This window comes from Roseibium suaedae (assembly GCF_900142725.1).
Lineage (GTDB): Bacteria > Pseudomonadota > Alphaproteobacteria > Rhizobiales > Stappiaceae > Roseibium > Roseibium suaedae.
In genome coordinates this window covers 90,156-108,643 of record NZ_FRBW01000006.1, presented here as the reverse complement: position 1 = coordinate 108,643, position 18,488 = coordinate 90,156, and the positions used below count along the sequence as shown (strand labels likewise).

The window sequence follows — 18,488 nt, the reverse complement described above, 5'->3', positions numbered from 1 at the left end:
TGCTTGCCATGATGCGGGCGCAGTTGCTTTCTATTTAAAGCCGTATGAAAAAGATCCTCAACCTTTTCAAGGCTCTCTCCGGCGGTTCAGCCCCTGGTGAAGCCGACCGCCAGGAACCTGTCTTCACGGAGCCCCAGCACCGCGCTCCGCTTCAGGAGCCTTCCGGCCACCCCGCCTTTCAGCCGGTAAATGATCTGGAGCACGGGCTGATCACGGCAGCCAGGAACGCGGACTACCGGTCGCAGTTCACCCAGTTCCTCCTGGATTCGAAGCTTTATTTCGCGACGCCGCCTTCGGCAGAGCCCAGGGGACATTTCGTCACCGAGGAAGACACGCAGATCTCCCTGTTCGAGGTGGACGCGCCCGATGGCAGCCGGGTGCCTGCCGCCTTCACCTCTCCCCTACGCCTGTCCCAGCTGATCAGCGAAGAGGCCCAGTATCTCGAAATCCGCCTGCGCGACCTTCTGGAAGGCACGGCCCTGCCCGGTCTCTATCTCAATCCGGGCCATGAATATCAGGCCCATTTCAGCGCCGCAGATCTCGATAACATGATGGGCCGGCCGCACCGCTATCAGCTGGAAGAGGAAACCCAGGTTCTGCTGGGCGTGCCGGCCGAGGTGCCGGAAGAGGCCGTGGGCCGCATTCAGGCCACCCTTGCGGCGGATCCAAGGGTGGAGGAAGCCTGGTTCGCCCTTGCCCAATGGCCGGGCGACCGGGGCTTTTCCTTCTACATCGACCTGCGGTCCGGCGAGGACCCGGAGACCTTGCGCGACCTCATCGCCGCTCTTGGCGGCGCCTGCGAGGGCCTGCCCCACCCGGTCGACATCGCCGTCAATGCCGCCACCGGCACAGAGGGCACCGGCATCCCGCTCAAGACCAGGGAACTGGCTTAGCATATGGGAAACCTGAGGCCCCTCCCCCAGGCGGGGAGGGCTGCGGTTGATGACAAAGCAACCAGGCCAGTTGGTCATCCCGGTTTGGCGCGAGCGTCAAGACCGGGATCCGGTACGCGCTGGAGTAGCGCCTTGAAAAAGGCAGTTACCTCAGACGGTTACGGGATCCCTGCCTTCGCGGGGATGTCATCAAATTCTTCGCGCTTGGCCGTGACGACGAACGGAGGGGTTTATCATTCCACCCGCGCGCCCGTATCCCCGCCAAGTGCCAGGTCAATCGCGGTTCCGGCCAGACGTGCGGTGCCGAGCAGCTGGTCAAGGCTGTAGCCATTGCGGGCCTTGGCTGAGAGGCCTGTCATCGTCGTGCTGACGAAATCGGTCAGCGGGCCTGCCTGCTCGGGATGGCGCCGTGCGATATAGTCCCGGATCAGCTTTTCCGCAGCCGTGTTCAAGGCGCAGGCGACGTCCCGGGCATCAGCATCGTTTGAGCGGGTGCCCTCGATGACGAGACAGCCTTGCCCGTCGCAGCCGCTGGCATAACGCCGCGCCGCATCCTCCAGCAGACTGACAAGCGCCTCGGCCACCGGACGGTCCTCCCGCAGGATCTCCGTCATCGGGATCGCCCCCGTTTGCGACCAGCGGTCGAGAACCTGGGCATAGAGGTCTGCCTTGCTGCCGAAAGCCGCATAAAAGCTGGGCGGATTGATGCCGAGCGCCTTGGTGACGTCGGTGACACTGACCGCATCATAGCCGCGCTCATGGAAAAGCGCCTGCGCCTTGGCAATCCCGTCCTGCGGATCAAACCGCCGGGGCCGGCCTCGTGGCTTCGAATTATTTGTAGTGCTCATTACAAAAAGCCTTGAACGCGTCTTTCAGATAATTATGTAACGCCTCGTACATTAATCTGCAAGGAGGCCACACGATGGCGTTTCAGGGAAAATCGGTTCTTGTTCTGGGCGGTAGCCGCGGAATTGGAGCCGCAATCGTCGAACGGTTCGCAGCAGAAGGGGCCAAGGTCACCTTCACCTATTCCGGGTCGCCGGAAGCTGCGCAGCAGCTGGCGGCAAGGACAGGGGCCAAAACGGTCCAGACCGACAGCGCCGACCGGGACGCGGTGATTGCCCGCGTCCGGGACAGCGGCCCGCTGGACATTCTGGTGGTCAATGCCGGCATTGCCCTCTTCGGGGATGCGCTGGACCAGGACCCGGATGCGGTCGACCGGCTGTTCAGGATCAACATTCTGGCGCCCTATCACGCCTCGGTGGAGGCAGCCCGGCAGATGCCGGAGGGTGGCCGCATCATCGTCATCGGCTCGGTGAACGGCGACCGCATGCCCGTCCCCGGCATGGCGTCCTATGCGGTCAGCAAATCCGCCTTGCAGGGGTTGGCCCGGGGCCTTGCCCGTGATTTCGGCCCGCGCGGAATTACCATCAATGTGGTGCAGCCCGGCCCCATCGACACGGATGCCAACCCTGAGGACGGCCCGATGAAGGACCTGATGCACAGCTTCATGGCCATCAAGCGCCATGGCCGCCCGGAAGAAGTCGCCGGCATGACCGCCTGGCTGGCAGGACCGGAAGCCGGTTTCGTCACCGGCGCCATGCACACCATCGACGGCGCCTTCGGCGCCTGATGGCACGCAGCGAGGGCTATGGCGGCACCCAACTCCCGTCATCGCTCTTGCTGACCCTGCAGGGGACAGCTCAGGACCTCAGGGAAATCCAGTCACTCAGCCACAATAACGCCAACGCCAAGCAGTTGAGTGGCATTGTACAATTCGATCTGCGCGCCCGCTTTCAGCCATGAGGCGGATGGAACATCGCTGATCAGAGAACACTCGGCAATCCAATAGCCATCGGGCTCAGAGCGGGAAACCTCGACCAATATTGCATCTCTCGACATGGAAAGAGACGCTTCAAGATGTTTCATCCACCTGATCTGGCAGCGCACCCCATCCTGAGGATCAGAACTCAAGCCGCCCAGCTTCGCCGGAAGCCAAAAGAATTGTATTTTCATAAGATCCAAGTACAGGTTGATATAAAAATTGGTACCTATCCACGAAACAAAGGCTGGGAGAAAATAGAGCCAACACCTGCACGGTTCAGCCAATAGGCCGCTTCTGGGAAAAAGGCATTGATTGATGCCGTATCGCTTCGAAAGAGCCCTCAGGCTCTCTTGACTATTTTGTATTGCTCGATGGATCGCCTCTGTCGTTGAGGGCATAGCGCTAATTTCCCGCGAAACAACGATAGGAGCGCACGTAAAGAGAACGACGCGTCGAAGCTGTTGTCTGTCGTTAGCGGATTTTTTTTATGGCCTCATCCCAGGGTTCTGAAGTCGTCAGTTCGTGAACTCCGCCTTCACGGGTCACAAAAATTGGGCCATTACCAAGCAGTTGTGATGAAAAGCTGCCAGTACGAAGGTACTCACTTGAATTGTAGAAAAATACCCACCCTCTATCGATTTCTTCAATAATATCAGAAATTATCTCCGAATCTATGCCAGTAGATTTGATGTATTGATCAACTATTTTCTGGGCCAACTGGATTGCCTTTTCCTTATTGATATTGACCATCAGTTCGTCCTGAGAAAATGGAAGCCGTTGTAACCGGCAAAAATGTGGCAAGAAACAAGGGAACTACTGACAACGTGTTGGCAAAGAAATATCAGAAAGCTAATCATCGGAAAATTGCAGCCCTACAACCTAAGGTCAACGGGCAATACAGTAGACTTATTTCAAGGTTAATATTGCAAGCCTTTGTTTCGTGGATAGGTACGTAAAAATTCAAAGGTCTGACTTAATTTACCCCTATCGAGGAGCTACGGTGCCGTAGATCCTAAAAATTATTGCCGGACACATCATCTTGTAAGAGCGAGAAATCACCGTGAAACTCGCAAGCCCTGCGAAGTCATTTCATAAGGCCAAATGTTCTTCGAATATACACCATGTTTCAGGAAGAAGCGCTTCGATCTGACAAACTGGGCGTCCGAGGGCGGGGCATATTTGCCTGACAGGACCGGCTTCCCGTCCACCGAGACCGCCACATCGAAGGCTCCCTGCCCGTCGAATGTCATGGCGACCTTCAACAAATAGGCGGTTCCATTGCGCTTCAGGGAGGGGCCGCGGTAACGCACATTGCGCAGGGACCGGTTCTCCACGCAACCAGCCATGCCCTTGCCCTTGGTGTAGTCGCTATCGAAACTGAGGCTGCCATTCCCCTGCCATCTCAGGCTCAGGGGCGGTGAGCAGCCGTTCCTGCCATCATGGATCTGAAAGACGATAAAGGGCTCTCTCGACTTTGCAGTCATCGCCACGCTGGTCGAAAAAACGTAAGTCGCTTTGCGGCTCACCGAGAAGTCGTTGCTCGTCAATTCCGCCCGCTGCTTGAAAATGCCGCCAGTGCAATGGTTCTTGCTGGTGGAGAACACATAGGACGACCCGCTGCGCCTGATTGCACCGGGATCCACCTCGCAGGAAGTCCGCCAGGACAGGGCGCTGGCTTGCGTGGACATGAAAGCGAAAAGTAATAGCGCTGGAAGTAAGCTGACAATCCTCATCATCTGCCCCTCGCTTAGTGAGGAAAATGCTTTTCAGAGTACTGAATACAGTAAAATCTCCCCGGTTACTTTGATCCTGTCGATACTTGCGGTCAACCGCCGGAGCTGCGCCTTCTGAAACGAAAACGGGCGGCCCCGACAAGCCACCCAGCTTCGCCGGAAGCCAAAAGAATTGTATTTTCATAAAATCAAAATACCGTTTTTAGGAGCCAGAAATCACTGGGAAACACGCGTTATTCTTTGCACCAATTCTCCCGATTTTTTGGGTGGGCAATGGATGCTAAGATAGAACAGCCTGGAGCTACACCAGTGCGTTAGCTACCGCTTCAAGTTAGACCGCAAGGTTTTGATGAGATTTTTTGGCCTCAAAGTGAGCTCGGATGAGCTCAGGTGTTATTTTGGCGCTACGTTGATTGTTCTCGCTAAGAATTTGAGAGGAAAAATTTGAGCCAGCAGTTGTTCCAGGAAGTATTAGTTCGAGCGCAGTCCGATCAGACAAGGACAGACCAGTCCCATGTGTCGCACAGCACTATCTTTCCAGTGCTATCATCAGACGAGTTGTCTGAGACCATTCGTGAAATCGGTTTCGAGCCTTCCACTCTCTTTGTCCAACTTCTTCAAGCCGTTGGGAATGGAGGCTTCGGCCCGGGATATGGGGTGCTGGGACTCGTGGGAGGCGCGACGGATGACACGGGGAAAACCGCGGTAGGACTGTACAAGAATTTCATCCAACCGGATCCGAATGATCCGACCTGGAAATGGCCGCATGGTATGCTCCCTATATGCCATTGGGGATGTGCCATTTACTCTTGCATCGACTGTTTGAGCGAAGAGGCGATGGTCATGACATGGGATCCAAACCGATGGGAAGACGGTACTTCTCCGGCACTTGCTATCTGCCCGACAGAAATGGCCCTAGCAGATTGGCTTCAGGATTGGGCTGATGGAGTTGACCTTTGGGAAAAGATGTCTCCGTCTTCCTGAAACCATAGCTTCCTCGGTTCCCAAACTAGCTCTCTTTAAACCTGCTCCTTAATCTGATCTGTATCGTAACTCATTTCGGGAGCACCCAACCAACCCTGTTTTGTGGTTCGATACGCTGTTCTTCGATCAGGTTTGGGGCATGGCTCAAGCTGAAAGGATGCCGGACGGATACCGGGCGCCTGTGTCTTTGCCCCTTGCTTCGGATCAAAGCCAAAGGTCTTCGCCCCTCTCGGTGAGGTTTCGGGCAGTCAGTCTAGCTGCAGCGTCCTCGTTCCATGTGTTATTGCCGGAAAAAAGCCTGACGGATCGGGTAGCTGAAGGCCATTCCCGATCACGCAGGCCGTCAAGATCGAGTGCTACGCGGAATGCTGAGAATTCCCGGAGTTGATCCTGTTGCTCCAGGCCGGGCAACTCCGTCAGGTTTTTGCAATTGATCAGTGCAAGGCGCTTCAGGCGCGCTCCCTTCAAGTCCACCTGCTTGAGCTGAATCTGGTCCTCGATGCGAAGAGCTGTTAGTGCGGGCAATCGGGACAGATCCCCCATCCTTGCCAATCCCTTCACTCGGATAACTTGCAAGATTTCAAGAGACTCGCTCGACAGGTCGTGAAGGTCGGCGCGGCCTCCCAATATCAGCTTCAGCTCCTTCAGCGTCGATATGCCGTTCACAAAATTCAGCGCATGTTTCTGGGCATAGCTGCTTAACGTCAACGACCCCAACCGAGGCAAGTCTGCCAACCCGTCGATCCCATTTGAGTGACCTTGGATAAAAAGGCTGCCCAGTTGCCCGCAGTCGGCCAAAGGTGAAAGATCAAAGTTCCGCTTGCGGTTTTCGCCAAGTGAAAGCCGCTCCAAATGGCGAAGTTCTATCGTTCTCAGAAAGTCAGGGCGGTCCAGTTCAAAGACCCCGAAGCCCAGGGACCTCAGATTTGGGAGCTGCCCGATCTCATCCTCATTGTCTATTGCAGTCAGGCAATCGACTGCGAGGTTACGTATTTCAGGCAGATGACGGAGAGTCTTTGCATCGAAACGCCCGTCGTAATGCCCAAAGAACCGCACTTGCAGGCGATTTTTGACAAGCCTGCAGGCTTCGTTCAGCGACGCCAAAATTTCGGGCGTATACGCGTCTGGCCTGCTGAACTGAACAATCAGCCGTCCACGCGCCTCGCACTCCTTGGCAATCTCGATAGGTGAAAGAAATTTCGGGTCGTGTAAACGCCCGCTCTCAATTTTCAGCATGCTTCAATCAATTCATTGAGGATGGCTAGAAATACTAGCGAATCCAAGAATGAGTGCAATTTCCCGAGAAACTTGTTCTCCTATCTGCCCCCATTCGGAGCCGTCTCCCCGCAAGGGTGGAAGACGGGAGCAAGCAGAAAGGATGCCGGATTGCTCAGGACGTCTCGTCACCCGAACTGCTGACAGGCGCCCCTCCCCTGGCCGAGAGGAGCGCGCCTTGGCCCCTCAGCCATTGGCCCTGGCACGGACCTCGTCGAAGCTGTGGCGGATGAGGAGTTCGCCGTTACGCCAGACCGGTTTCAGGAGATCCTTTGCCGGGTCAATATCGTCCAGCCGGGCCGCCGTCAGCGTGCCACCTTCGAGGATCACCGCCTGGCGGCCCGCCTTGCTGGCCTTGCCCGGATCGGTCGCGGGCTTCTTGGCCACATCGCGCCAGATGCCGTCCGCATCCTTCAGGGCGTCGGCCTTGAGGGCAAAGCGCATCGTGTCCCGGTTGATCCGCTGCAAGAGCCCGCCGCCCATGCCGAAGGCGATGTTGTCGATGGAAAAGCCTTCTTCCACCATCCGGTCCACCAGCTTTTCAATGCTCTGAAGGGTCATGCCGTCGCCCTGGATCACCCGTACATGCGGGTCCAGCACCTTGTAGCCCTTGCCATTGACCGTACCGCCGAAAGCCTCCCAGAGGCTCTTCACGGTGCGCAGGGGCGTCTCGATCGGGTCGCCGCTGTCCGGGCGCACCACCAGCGTGCCCTTGCGGCTCAGCACCTTGTCCTTCAGCGTGCCGCCCCAGATGCCGCGAACGGCCGCATCCAGGTCGTAACTGTCGGAGACGACGGCCACCAGCCGCCCCTCCCCTTCGAACGTGTCGAGCATGTTTTCATAGGCGGCCGCTTCCCGCGCCCGGCCCCAGCTGGTCATGGTGCTGTGTTCGGCCGCCGGGATCGAGAACCCGGCCATGTCCGCGCCATAGTAGCGGCGGGCGGCCATCAGCGCTTCCATCGTGTCCGTGCCCATGAAATTGACCAGATGGGCCATGCCGCCAAGGGCCGCGCTCTCGCCGCTGGAAACGCCCCGGGCGCCGAAATCATGCAGCTTGAACGGCAGCTGGCCCTCCGGGTCGTCGGAGGTCTTTTCGAGACCGGCCCGGATCACCGCCTTGCACATCCAGCTGACAGTTGCCACCGTGGTCGGATACCAGAGCGCGCGCAAAAGCGCGGTCTCGATGAAGGTCGTCAACCAGGGCATGCGCTCGTCGGTGTTTTCCACCTGCAGCAAAGGCACCCCCGCAGGCACCACCATGCCTTCCGGCAAAGCCTTGAATTCCAGAGGCAAATAGCCGCCATGGTCAGTCAAGACCGCCGTCCAGCCCTGCCGGTTGAACGGAACGCCATGGGCCGCGCACACCGCCTCCGCCTCGTCGATGTCCGCCGCCGTGACCGGCTTGCTCAGATAATCGATCAGATAGGGCTGAAGGCCCAGGAACACGACATGATCGGAAAACTCATTCCGCCGCGCCTCCGCATAGGCACTGATGACCCGCGCTTCCGGCGGATATTGCAGAAAATGGCTCTGCTTGTAGCTGTCGGTCGCCAGGATAAGGTTGGGCATGGAGAAAGTTCCTCACAAGAGCCGGGCACATTGCAACAGGACAGACCGGTTCCACACTCCGCCGCCCTGTGCAAGGGCTCCTGTATTCACAGCAGCATATGCCAACCTTTGGTCCGGAATGCGGCTTTCTCGCTCTCCAGCCCAATTGTTTAGCTATTTATTGTGACTGATAGAAATAATCAAAATATTGGACGCATCGGATAAGTGTAACTAAAAGATAATGTTAATTTAATATCCGCATCTCATCTTCACCGATCGTTTTCGATTGCCATTTTTATAATCGGAGCAACAGTTTCAAAAGAAATCTTCTTCTTTAAACAATAAGGAGATGAGAGCCAATCTACGAGCCGTTTCTGGCCTTTGCTCGCATTGCAGCTGCGGCAGCATAAGGCGATGTTCTCCAAAGTGATGATGCGCGCATCGTTGATGATGTGCTCCCAACTAGCCGAAGATTTTGTGGAGACGATCGACGGAGTGAAATCTATTCCGCAGTATACGCAACTTGTGTCGCGTTGACGAACTTCCTGTTCAAGCCACTCCGGAATATCCCATCTGTTCGCCATACCTACCTCAAAGTCCCCATCACGCCGACATCCACCACCGTCAATAATGATAGCGAAGCTGCGCGATTTCCAGGCTTTGAGCCTCGCCGGAGCCTGTGACCCGGTAAACCATGCGGTCTGACTGGGTGATCCGCCGTGACCACCAGCCGCTCAGGTCGCCTTTCAGGGCCTCGGGCTTTCCTATTCCTTGAAAAGGCGTGCGCTTGCATTGCTTGATCAGGTCGTGGATCCGGCCAGAGAACTTTTCAGCGATCTTTTCATCGCTCTTTGCCCAGTAAAGGTAATCCTCCCAGGCCTCGTCGGAAAAAATCAGCCTCACAAAATCCGGGTCATTCTGGCAGCTCGCGCTCTTGCCCCCGCCCCGCGTCCAGCTGGGAGATGGAGGCGCGCAGCCGCGCAGCATTCGCCGGACTGGACAGAAGATGCAGGGTTTCGTTGATCGCGTTCCACGTTTCCAGAGACACAACCACCACCGCTTCCCCCTGCTTGCGGGTCACGATCACTTCCTGCTTGTCATTGATCGCGCTGTCCATGACGCTCTTCAGCTGAGCGCGCGCGTCGGAATAAGTCATGACATTCATGGAAATCTCCTTGATATTTAATATGTACAAAATTTTGTACAGATCAAGAGTGTTCTGAAGTGCCGATGCCGGCGCACCGCCTTAATCCGGTGTTTCGGATCGTCGGCAACTCTGCTTGCTCCCGTCTCCCCCCTTGCGGGGGAGATGCCCCCGAATGGGGGCAGAGGGGGGTATAGGCCCCTCAACAAACACCAGTTTTTCTGAATATGCCGAAACCTTCCCCCCCTCTGTCAGCTAAAGCTGACATCTCCCCCGCAAGGAGGGAGACGGGTGTATGCCGCGCCGCTTTCGTGTCTCCTCCCGTTTTGAGCCCGAAATCAGGCCTGATTTCACCGGCTTGAATGAAATTCCGGATTTTAAACCGGACAGCACAGGGTTCGTGCCGATAGTATCGTGCCAGCACCGGATCAAAAAGGCCCTCTCGTGGAAAATAAAGAAATCATTTCAATTCGTTACGAGCCTGTTGCGGCGCATCTTCCGGATATGATTGCCGGGGCCAAGCATCAGGCTTACGCGAACCACCGGATGATTTTCAGCAAGGGCTGGGACCGGTATTTCCGGGCGGGGATGTTCAATGGTGCACTGCTCTCGGCCTTTGCTGCGGCCATGGTCTTCGCCCTGTGCCTGCCCTGGCTTCCCGGCGTCTGGGAAAGCTCTGGCTACTGGGTATTTGCCCCTGCCCCACTGGCCGTTCTCGCCGCCTGGCTGATGCTCTATGTGTCCGCGAAGACCACGGAGAAGGCCTATATGGAGGCTTTCCAGCGCTGGAACCTTGACTATACCCGCAACTTTTTCCCGCCATTCGAGATTGAAATCGGCCCTTCGGGCTTCCGGCAGGTCACGAAAACCGACACGATCCTTCTTTCCTGGGCCCGCTATCACCTCGCCCTGCTTCAGCCGGAAAATCTGGTCCTCGTCTTCCATGGCACAGTCTCCGTCATCCCCAACAGCTCCCTGCCCCTTCCCGCCAGAGAGCTTGCTGAGAAGATCAATGGCTGGGCTGAGCAGCAGGTCCGGGACATGACGCCGCAGTAAATTTTGCCTGTTCAATCACGAATAGAGGAGACATCTTCAAAATTATTCTTCGTATCCAAATCGATATTTCATTCTAAACTCAAAATAAGATAAAAACTCAAAATATTGACTTCTTAAACTTGCAGAAAAGAAATTCTATTTGGCAGAATGTGACAGAAAGTCCTTTGCACAAATTTTTACATCCAGCCAATGCTCTCCCTCGATGAATCTAATTCTCTCTTCTCCGGGAGACGTTGTCTGGAGATAATGCTCGAGTGCCTGTCCAAATTTATCCATCAAACCGACCTCTTCGCGAGAGACAAGTGCCACACCTAGATAATCTGCCGGCGACGTCACCAAGGAAGAAAGATCATAGAAAAAAGCCACTAACTCTGCGATTTCCTCCTCTGGATGACTTGAATATTCAATCTTCTCAACACCGTTGAGGAAGAAAAGAAGAGTCTTGCGGATATCCGGAAATTGAAGATCAGATAAATTCACGGTTTGTCTCATGAGCTGCACAATACCTGATCAACTGGGCCTTCAAGACAAGGGTCACTTTTCATTTCGACCTTGATCTCGAAATTTACCCCTAAGGCTCCAAGTTCCTGATGTATTTCTCCCGGGGTTTCAATGTAAATTGAATCCTGAAAGGTAAAGACGTGTATAAAAACGATACCCGAGTTCCCAGGTTGTCTAAGCAAACTCCTGATTCTCTCGCCTGACGCAGATATAGTTTCCGACAACCATTGCAAGTGCTCGGAAACTGGTCGATCAAAATCAACTTCACCATCACTTTTCAAGATGAATACGTTGAGATCTCGTCCGGATCCCAGCTTTTCCGGGACAGGCAACTCAACTTCCTTGGCAATGCGGGTCGCCGTGCCCAGAGAATCGGACCTCAGAATGAGCCAAACGCTATGTTCATCAGCAATCATTGAAAATTCCACTCATTTGAACATTGGCGATGCAGTTCCGTGAACTGCTCGCAGCAATCACTGGAGAAGAAAGCTGTTCACGGCCCTGAATCGAGCGCGAAAGAACTCTCTCCCCTTCTACAGATAGCTCCTGCATCGGGCCCCGTCTTCTCTATGGTCGCACAGCCAGCTTGACCATCGTCAGTACGGAAAGCAGTCCTGAGACGAAGAAGACGAGCAAAAATGGGTCCCAGTTTCCAATCATGGTGGTTGCAAACTCTCCGCAGTCAGAGCTTTGCAGCGCAATCCATATGCTTGCCCCCATTATTCCAAAGAAAATGAAAGCCTCAGTTCCACTGGCCTTCCTCTTCATTCTGAAAATCCTGAACAGCGCCGGGTTTTCCGGAGGCTTCAACTCCTGAGTAGGATGGAGCGTCGTTGAGCAAAACGACGAACAAGTTTTCCCCTGAAGTCCGCGAGCGATCGGTTCGCCTTGTGCTGGATAATGAACGCCAGCACGGGTCTCGCTGGCAGGCGATTGTATCGATAGCGGCGAAGATCGGCTGCTCTGCGCACACGCTGAACGAATGGGTCAAGAGATCTGAGGTTGATAGTGGTGCGCGGGCCGTCATCCCGGCGCATGTTCGGCTGGCGCGGCAGCCGGACAGCGCATGCGACCTTCGTTTTCGATGCTCTGGAGCAAGCGCTTCATGATCGGCGTCCCGTTCATGGCGGTGGCCTCGTGCACCACTCTGACAGGGGTGTTCAATATGTGTCGATCAGGTATTCGGAACGATTGGCCGAGGCGGGTATCGAGCCCTCAGTCGGGAGTGTCGGCGACAGCTGCGACAATGCTCTCGCCGAAACGATCAACGGTCTTTACAAGGCCGAGGTCATTCATCGGCGCGGGCCGTGGCGAAGCTTCGAAGCTGTCGAGGACGCCCTCCTAATCTGTTTTGCGATCAGCTTATGATCTTCCACAGACCAAGCGTGGTCAACGGTAGCGAAGCGACAAGTGCCAATGCAAATGCCACCGCCACGAGGAATGGTAAAACCTCTCGGAAAATAGCTGCCGGTCGTGTTCTGCTGATTTGTGCCGTGATAAACACCAGAATCCCAACCGGCGGCGTCACGCCTCCGAGTTGCAGCACGATGATCATCACGATCCCCACATGGATCGGGTCAAAGCCGCCACTTGCCATCAGCGGCAGGAATAGCGGGGCAGCGATGAGCATGGCCGGGGTAAGATCGAGAAACATCCCGGCAATGAACAGAACGGCGATCAGGATCAGCATCAGGACAACTGGCCCAAAGTCGCCGGAACGCGCCCAGGAAATCAGATCTTGCGGCAAACCATCCGCGATGAGTATCCAGGCGAAGGGAACCGAAGCGGCGATCAGGAAGCCGATCAGGGCGGCGTCGATGCCGCAGTCCACAAGCGCGTCATAAATCTGTCGCCAGGAGCATTCGCGGAACACGAACTTGCCAAGGATGAACGCCCAGACGAGCGCGACGACACCGGCTTCCGTGGCCGTGGTAACACCGAAGCGTATACACCCAAGGACAAGAACGGCAATCACCAGGGCCGGCAGTGCGCGCACGAAGGTCTTGCCGATAACACCAAGAGGCGCGCGGGCTGATGCCTTCTCATAGCCCCGGCGCCGGGCAATGATGTAATTGACGATCATAAGGCCAACAGCGATTAGAAGGCCCGGAACAATGCCTGCCACGAAAAGCTGTGCGATCGACACGTTTGAAACGGATGCATATACCAGCATCGCGATCGCGGGTGGCAATATGTTCGGCAGGATGGACGAGACCGCCGTCACAGCACATGAAAACTCGGGCGAGTAGCCGCGCTTGACCATTTCGGGCACGAGTACCTTGGTGGTGCTTGCCGCATCGGCCCCGGATGAGCCTGAAATGCCGCCGACCAGGACACTGTTGAACACGTTGACCTGCGCCAGACCACCCCGGAGGTGTCCGAAACAGGCGGCGGCGAAGTCGATCAGGCGTGATGACAGACCGCCCAGATTCAGAAGATACCCTGCGGTGAGGAAGAAAGGGATCGCCAGAAGGATGAACTTGGTCGAACCGGCAACCATGTTCTGGATCATGGCAGGTGGTGGCAGCAGTCCGCCGCTCCAGGTCGTTGCGAATGCGCCGAGTACCATGCAAAACGCAACCGGCACGCCGAGCGCTAATGTGGCGAAGAACACCGTAATAATGACGAGGCTGGCCGACATCCCCGAAAACGGTGAGAGGGCCGGATATTGCATCAGGGCATAGAGCGCGAAACCTGTAGTGACGCAGGCGATACTCCTCAGCAGACCGGACTGGATGGCGATGCGCAAGGTGAGCGATATCAGTCCGATTGCGCCAGAAACCGGTATCACGCCGTAACGCAGCGCGTTTGGCCATTGCAAGGCCGCATTGGTGCCGCCAATCATCGCGGAAAGCTTGTAGCCGGCCAGCAGAAGGACCACCAGGGTCAGCGCGGTAAAGGTGTCGCGCGCGAAATACAGAATTGAACGCGGCGCGCCTCCGATGCCCTCTGCAAGCATGTCCATCGCCACATGGCGGTCATTGGCGACCCCGAGGGCCGCACCGAGGAAAATGAGCCAGGTGAAGCACCAGATGGCAAATTCCTCGATCCAGGGGAGCCCCGAATTGAAGGCGTACCGCGCAATGACGCCAAAGAAGACGACGACAATCATGGCAAGCAGGATTGCCACATTCAGGAACCCGCCAGCGCTCAGGACACCATTCAACAGCATGGCCGACCGGCTTGTCGCAGGGTCCCGCTGGATCTTATTCGACGCAAGAACTTCCGGCATGGTGCACACTCCCACTTTGCAATCGCAGATTTGGCAGGGCCGGCCCCAGGAGGGCCGGCCCGCAATCTTTATTGAATTGCTTCGATTGCCTCGATGGTCTGCTGCGCATCCGGGATCTTCGGGATGAACTCATCCCAGACCGGCCGCATCAGGCTTCTCCAAGCCTCTTTGTCTGCAACTTCATGAATGGTGGCGCCGTTCTTGACCGCTTCGGCGAGCGACTGTGCGTCGACCTTTGCCTGCATCGGCGGCAGATCGCGTTGGGCTTCGATGGCCGCTGCAGAGATCGCTTCCTGGCTTTCTGCCGGCAGGTTGTCCCACCAGGTCTTCGATACCACCCAGGCGCCGATCGCATAGATGTGACGCAGATCCGTATAGTGCGGTGCGACCTCATAGAACTTAAAGGTGAGGTAGTTGGTCGCAGTGTTGTCGAAGTAGTCGACCACGCCGGTCTGCATCGAGTTATAGACTTCCGCTGCCGGGATCGCGACTGGATTGGCGCCCATCTGATTCCAAAGGGCGATATGGATCGGGCTTTGCAGCACGCGCATCTTCTTGCCCTTAACGTCTTCCGGCTTTTCAATCGGGAACGTGCTCATCGGCTGGCGGGCGCCGTTGATGGAAAAGCCAAGCAGGTGGAAACCCTGGGCCTCGAACTTGTCCTTCAACCGATCGGTGAGCAGAGCATTCGACGCGACGACGTGTTCGTCGTTGCGAAACAGGAATGGCAGGTCCAGAACCTGGACTTCGGGAATCCATGAAGCGAAGACCGAAGAGGTGATGATCCCCATCTCCACCGACCCTAGGCGCATGCCCTCGGCGGATTCAGTTTCACCGCCCAGGAGTCCATTAGCGAAGAGTTTGATCTCCACCGAACCATTGGTCGCTTCCGCCACCTTTTTCGCAAAACCTTCCGCAGCAACGTATTTCGGGTTACCTTCCTGGACGTCGAGCGACAGTTTTGCGGTATAGTCTGCGGCATGGGCGGGCAGTGCCACGCACAGTGCGGCAACCGCGGCAAATATTGATAGTGCTTTCATGATATTTCCTCCCTGATTGGTTGAAGCTGCTTCATTTGCGCGGCGCTCAAAGCACCGAAATCATACCTCCATCGGCATAGACGATCTGTCCGTTGACATAATCCGACGCACCGGACGCGAAATAGATCACCGTACCGGCCAGCTCCTCCGGACGACCCCAACGGCGTGCGGGGGTGCGTCCCTTGACCCAGGCGTCAAACTTGGGATCAGACAGCAGAGCCTCATTCATGTCGGTAATCATGTAGCCAGGGCCGATCGCATTCGCCTGAATGCCCTTTTCTGCCCATTCGGCGGCCATGGCCTTGGTCAGCATCTTGATGCCGCCCTTGGCGACCGTATAAGGCGCAACGGTTGCCCGCGCGAGTTCGGACGTCAGCGAGCCGACATTGATGATCTTGCCGAAGCCACGCGCCGCCATCCTCTTGGCGGCCTCGCGACCGACCAGAAATGCAGAGGTGAGGTTGGTGTCGATCACCCGCTGCCAATCGGCGGACGCCAGTTCGAGCATCGGCTTGCGGAACTGGATGCCGGCATTGTTGACCAGAATGTCCACGTCGACGCCATCGCGGTCGAACGCCTCGAAAGCTGCAACGACAGCCGCTTCATTCGTGACGTCGAAGGCCGCAGTCAGCGTGTTCAAGCCCTGACCCTGCATCTCGGATGCCGTTTGCTGTAGCCGCGCTTCATCGATGCCGTTGAGGATGATCCTCGCGCCGGCGCCGGCAAGGCCTTCCGCAAAGGCGCGACCGAGACCACGCGACGAACCGGTGATCAGCGCGGTCTTGCCACTGAGATCGAAGAGAGAAATGCTCATGTCCGCACCCTCACACTTCAGAGGAACGGATGGTGAGATCGCTGCGATCAAAGAAGTCCGACCGCAATTCGGTCCCGAGACCCGGGCCCTCCATCGGATAGACAAAGCCGTTCTCGATGCGCGGCACTTCCGTGACCAGCTCGCGATACCACCCCTTGTAGAAGGCACGTACACTCTCTTGGATGAGGGTGTTGGGTTGCGAGAAACTCATATGGATTGCCGCAGCAAATCCAACCGGGCCGATGCAGTCATGCGGCGCGAAGGGGCGGTGGTATGTCTCCGCCATGGCGGCGATCTTGCGTCCTTCGGTCAGACCGCCGGTCCAGCACAGGTCCGCCATCACGACATGGGCCGCGTTTCGGTCAAGGTAGTCTTTATAAGCAAAACGGGTACCAAGCGTCTCTGATGCACAGGTCCAGACCGTCGTCGCGTCGGCATATTCTGCCAAGGCCTGCGGAGAGTTCATCCGGATTGGATCTTCGTACCAGGTAGGCTTGAAAGGTTCGAGCTCGCGAGCGATCTGCATCGCCGTCGGCAGGTTCCATAGGGAATGGAACTCGACCATGATCTCCATCTTGTCGCCAACGGCCTTGCGGATCAGCTCAAACGGGCGGATCGCCGTCTTCATCTGCTCGGCGGAAATGAACAGACCGCGGTTTTCCATCGCCGCCGGGTCGAAGGGCCAGATTTTCATTGCCGTGATGCCGTTGGACAGCAGGTCTTCGGCAAGCTCGCCGGCGCGGTTCATGAAGCCATCGAGATCTTCGTAGGGGCCGGTTTCCTCACCGAGGTTCCAGGTATCGACGGGCTTGATCTTCTTGGTGCGCACATAGCGGCTGCCGGCGCAGGTATTGTAGACGCGCATCTTGTCGACGCATAGGCCGCCCAGCATCTGGTGGACTGGTTGACCGCAGACCTTGCCCCAAATATCCCACAACGCGATGTCCACGGCGGAAGCGGCGCGATGCTCCGCCCCTGTCGAGGCATGCCCCATGGGGAGGTTCAGCATTTCCCGGTGCAGCGCCTCAATGTGCAGCGGATTTCGGCCAAGCAAACGGCTCGCTAGCGTATCATGGATATGCGCCTCGACAGAAGCAGCTCCGTAGAATGTCTCGCCAAGACCAGTAATACCCGCATCTGTTTCGACGTGAACCCACAAGACGTTAGAAAATTCGTCTACGCGGAAGGTCTTGATGGCTGTGACTTTCATACTTGCTCTCTTTGTTTCGATCAGGAATGACCGAGAGGTCAGCATTAGCGAGACGTTGCGACGCAGAATTCAAGCTATCCAAACTTAATGATTTGGTACGCTTGTGTTTCCTCCTAAACCGACATATCGCTCGACCTATGCACTCTTCTTGCTCATAAATAAGCAGATAAACCCAAAAGCTGTCAACCAAAATTGACAAGGATATGCACTAAAATGAAAAAACCTATACTACAGGAAGGTTCGGCCGATCAGGGGCTTGTTGAGCAAACGATTGGAGGAATCCGCAATTTCATTCGGGAAAACCAGCTTCTCCCTGGAAGCCTGATGCCAAGTGAGACCGCAATGGCGGCGCACCTGGACGTCTCCAGGACCGTCACACGGGAGGCATTTCGAGCACTCGCAACACTCGGGATCATTGAGGTCAGTACGGGCAGACGCGCAAGGGTTGGAGCGCCGGACGCTGCGCCTTTGAGCACGATCATCGACCACACGGTCGACATGAAGGAGCTCAGTATTCAACAAGTTCTGGATGTCAGAAGGACCTTGGAGCTGCGCACCGCGAAACTTGCGGCGCTTCGACGTAGCGAGCAGCAGGCCCGAGAAATCCTGGAGGTCTCATATCGGATGATGGAAGCGATAGACGACCCGGAGACCTTGATGGAACTTGACATCGGTTTCCATGAACTGATTGCCCAGTCCTCTGGCAATTCGCTCTACGGGATCTTAGTTGGATCATTCCGCGTCATCACAAAGCGTACGTGGCTGATCGGCTGGAAAAGCCGTGCCACCATAGAGAACCGAAAGGGCAACATTTTATGCCACCAGAGGCTTGCGGAAGCGATCATGACTCAGGATGCCTCTCTCGCCGAGGAAACGATGACGGAACACTTCGATTCTGCATCAAGCGTCCTGCTTAGTGCTGGAATAAGCTGAGGCGTAACAGGTGCTTCGATTGAGTTCGCTACACTCGAATGGGTCGACTGGTTCAACCACCGGCGTCTTCTGGAGCCCATAGGAAACATCGCTCCGGCTGAAGCAGAGCAACAATATTACGCTGCGTTGGAACAAACGGCCGTGGCCGCATAACTTAAACCAAATAGCCTCCGGCAAACCCGGCGCGGTTCAATCAGCAATCATTGAAAAATTCCACTCATTTGAACGTTGGCGATGCAGTTCCGTGAACTGCTCGCGGCAATCACTGGAGAAGAAAGCTGTTCTCTGCCCTGAAACGAG

Annotated in this window: 20 protein-coding genes and 2 pseudogenes; 7 read left to right on the top strand and 15 right to left on the bottom strand. The window is 56.3% G+C overall.

Going from position 1 to position 18,488, the window contains the following annotated elements:
• Nucleotides 1-44 precede the first annotated feature (44 nt).
• Entirely contained in the window at nt 45-893 is an 849-nt protein-coding gene (locus tag BUA94_RS20965; RefSeq protein WP_073015332.1) for an SseB family protein, read from the top strand.
• Between the two features lie 233 nt (nt 894-1,126).
• On the opposite strand, the gene BUA94_RS20960 is transcribed toward BUA94_RS20965, so the two are convergent.
• Nucleotides 1,127-1,741 (bottom strand): TetR/AcrR family transcriptional regulator, encoded by a 615-nt coding sequence (locus BUA94_RS20960; protein ID WP_073015331.1) that lies wholly within the window; start codon nt 1,739-1,741, stop codon nt 1,127-1,129.
• Nucleotides 1,742-1,815: 74 nt separating this feature from the next.
• Here BUA94_RS20960 and bdcA point away from each other — a divergent pair, with 74 nt between their 5' ends.
• Nucleotides 1,816-2,526, top strand: a complete 711-nt coding sequence (gene bdcA / locus BUA94_RS20955; protein ID WP_073015330.1) for an SDR family oxidoreductase — start codon at nt 1,816-1,818, stop codon at nt 2,524-2,526.
• Between the two features lie 92 nt (nt 2,527-2,618).
• Here bdcA and BUA94_RS23205 read toward each other — a convergent pair whose 3' ends face one another.
• The 8 genes from BUA94_RS23205 to BUA94_RS20910 form a co-directional block, all read right to left on the bottom strand.
• A complete protein-coding gene (locus tag BUA94_RS23205; protein WP_084082169.1) occupies nt 2,619-3,116 on the bottom strand; it encodes a hypothetical protein in 498 nt (165 codons plus the stop codon).
• A 73-nt stretch (nt 3,117-3,189) separates the two neighbouring features.
• Complete coding sequence (locus BUA94_RS20945) at nt 3,190-3,468, bottom strand: YrhB domain-containing protein (protein ID WP_073015329.1); 279 nt, start codon at nt 3,466-3,468, stop codon at nt 3,190-3,192.
• A 305-nt stretch (nt 3,469-3,773) separates the two neighbouring features.
• The gene (locus BUA94_RS20940) at nt 3,774-4,406 is read right to left on the bottom strand and encodes a hypothetical protein (protein WP_235860668.1); all 633 of its coding nucleotides are present in this window, start codon (nt 4,404-4,406) and stop codon (nt 3,774-3,776) included.
• A gap of 1,233 nt (nt 4,407-5,639) precedes the next feature.
• Nucleotides 5,640-6,671 carry a leucine-rich repeat domain-containing protein gene (locus BUA94_RS20930; protein WP_073015326.1) on the bottom strand — a complete coding sequence of 344 codons (1,032 nt, stop codon included), beginning with the start codon at nt 6,669-6,671 and terminating at the stop codon, nt 5,640-5,642.
• Nucleotides 6,672-6,896: 225 nt separating this feature from the next.
• Nucleotides 6,897-8,279, bottom strand: coding sequence for a nicotinate phosphoribosyltransferase (locus BUA94_RS20925; RefSeq protein WP_073015325.1), 1,383 nt, complete (start codon nt 8,277-8,279; stop codon nt 6,897-6,899).
• Nucleotides 8,280-8,527: 248 nt separating this feature from the next.
• Complete coding sequence (locus tag BUA94_RS20920; RefSeq protein ID WP_073015324.1) at nt 8,528-8,842, bottom strand: HNH endonuclease; 315 nt, start codon at nt 8,840-8,842, stop codon at nt 8,528-8,530.
• 40 nt (nt 8,843-8,882) lie between these two features.
• On the bottom strand, nt 8,883-9,161 hold the full coding sequence (locus BUA94_RS20915) for a Txe/YoeB family addiction module toxin (RefSeq protein WP_073015323.1): 279 nt from the start codon (nt 9,159-9,161) through the stop codon (nt 8,883-8,885).
• Nucleotides 9,162-9,171: 10 nt separating this feature from the next.
• On the bottom strand, nt 9,172-9,423 hold the full coding sequence (locus tag BUA94_RS20910; RefSeq protein WP_073015322.1) for a type II toxin-antitoxin system Phd/YefM family antitoxin: 252 nt from the start codon (nt 9,421-9,423) through the stop codon (nt 9,172-9,174).
• A gap of 423 nt (nt 9,424-9,846) precedes the next feature.
• Here BUA94_RS20910 and BUA94_RS20900 point away from each other — a divergent pair, with 423 nt between their 5' ends.
• The gene (locus BUA94_RS20900; protein WP_139251237.1) at nt 9,847-10,458 is read left to right on the top strand and encodes a hypothetical protein; all 612 of its coding nucleotides are present in this window, start codon (nt 9,847-9,849) and stop codon (nt 10,456-10,458) included.
• A gap of 135 nt (nt 10,459-10,593) precedes the next feature.
• Here BUA94_RS20900 and BUA94_RS20895 read toward each other — a convergent pair whose 3' ends face one another.
• Together BUA94_RS20895 and BUA94_RS20890 are read right to left on the bottom strand one after the other, a co-directional pair.
• Nucleotides 10,594-10,938 carry a hypothetical protein gene (locus tag BUA94_RS20895; protein ID WP_139251236.1) on the bottom strand — a complete coding sequence of 115 codons (345 nt, stop codon included), beginning with the start codon at nt 10,936-10,938 and terminating at the stop codon, nt 10,594-10,596.
• An 8-nt stretch (nt 10,939-10,946) separates the two neighbouring features.
• Nucleotides 10,947-11,375, bottom strand: a complete 429-nt coding sequence (locus BUA94_RS20890) for a hypothetical protein (protein ID WP_073015318.1) — start codon at nt 11,373-11,375, stop codon at nt 10,947-10,949.
• Between the two features lie 170 nt (nt 11,376-11,545).
• Here BUA94_RS20890 and BUA94_RS23420 point away from each other — a divergent pair, with 170 nt between their 5' ends.
• The gene (locus tag BUA94_RS23420; protein ID WP_139251235.1) at nt 11,546-11,776 is read left to right on the top strand and encodes a hypothetical protein; all 231 of its coding nucleotides are present in this window, start codon (nt 11,546-11,548) and stop codon (nt 11,774-11,776) included.
• Between the two features lie 209 nt (nt 11,777-11,985).
• Nucleotides 11,986-12,303, top strand: a pseudogene (locus BUA94_RS23415) (DDE-type integrase/transposase/recombinase); the annotation flags it as partial.
• 13 nt (nt 12,304-12,316) lie between these two features.
• Here BUA94_RS23415 and BUA94_RS20875 read toward each other — a convergent pair.
• The 4 genes from BUA94_RS20875 to BUA94_RS20855 all read right to left on the bottom strand — a co-directional run bounded on the left by BUA94_RS20875 (nt 12,317) and on the right by BUA94_RS20855 (nt 17,255).
• Nucleotides 12,317-14,071, bottom strand: coding sequence for a TRAP transporter large permease (locus BUA94_RS20875; RefSeq protein WP_175558097.1), 1,755 nt, complete (start codon nt 14,069-14,071; stop codon nt 12,317-12,319).
• 188 nt (nt 14,072-14,259) lie between these two features.
• Complete coding sequence (locus BUA94_RS20865) at nt 14,260-15,231, bottom strand: TRAP transporter substrate-binding protein (protein WP_073015316.1); 972 nt, start codon at nt 15,229-15,231, stop codon at nt 14,260-14,262.
• Between the two features lie 46 nt (nt 15,232-15,277).
• Complete coding sequence (locus tag BUA94_RS20860) at nt 15,278-16,045, bottom strand: SDR family oxidoreductase (protein ID WP_073015315.1); 768 nt, start codon at nt 16,043-16,045, stop codon at nt 15,278-15,280.
• Nucleotides 16,046-16,055: 10 nt separating this feature from the next.
• Nucleotides 16,056-17,255: a mandelate racemase/muconate lactonizing enzyme family protein gene (locus BUA94_RS20855; protein WP_073015314.1), complete on the bottom strand. Its 1,200-nt coding sequence runs from the start codon at nt 17,253-17,255 to the stop codon at nt 16,056-16,058.
• Nucleotides 17,256-17,468: 213 nt separating this feature from the next.
• Here BUA94_RS20855 and BUA94_RS20850 point away from each other — a divergent pair, with 213 nt between their 5' ends.
• Both BUA94_RS20850 and BUA94_RS23410 read left to right on the top strand, forming a co-directional pair.
• On the top strand, nt 17,469-18,188 hold the full coding sequence (locus tag BUA94_RS20850; RefSeq protein ID WP_084082167.1) for a FadR/GntR family transcriptional regulator: 720 nt from the start codon (nt 17,469-17,471) through the stop codon (nt 18,186-18,188).
• Between the two features lie 15 nt (nt 18,189-18,203).
• Nucleotides 18,204-18,341 (top strand): annotated as a pseudogene (locus tag BUA94_RS23410) (IS3 family transposase); the annotation flags it as partial.
• Between the last annotated feature and the right edge of the window lie 147 nt (nt 18,342-18,488).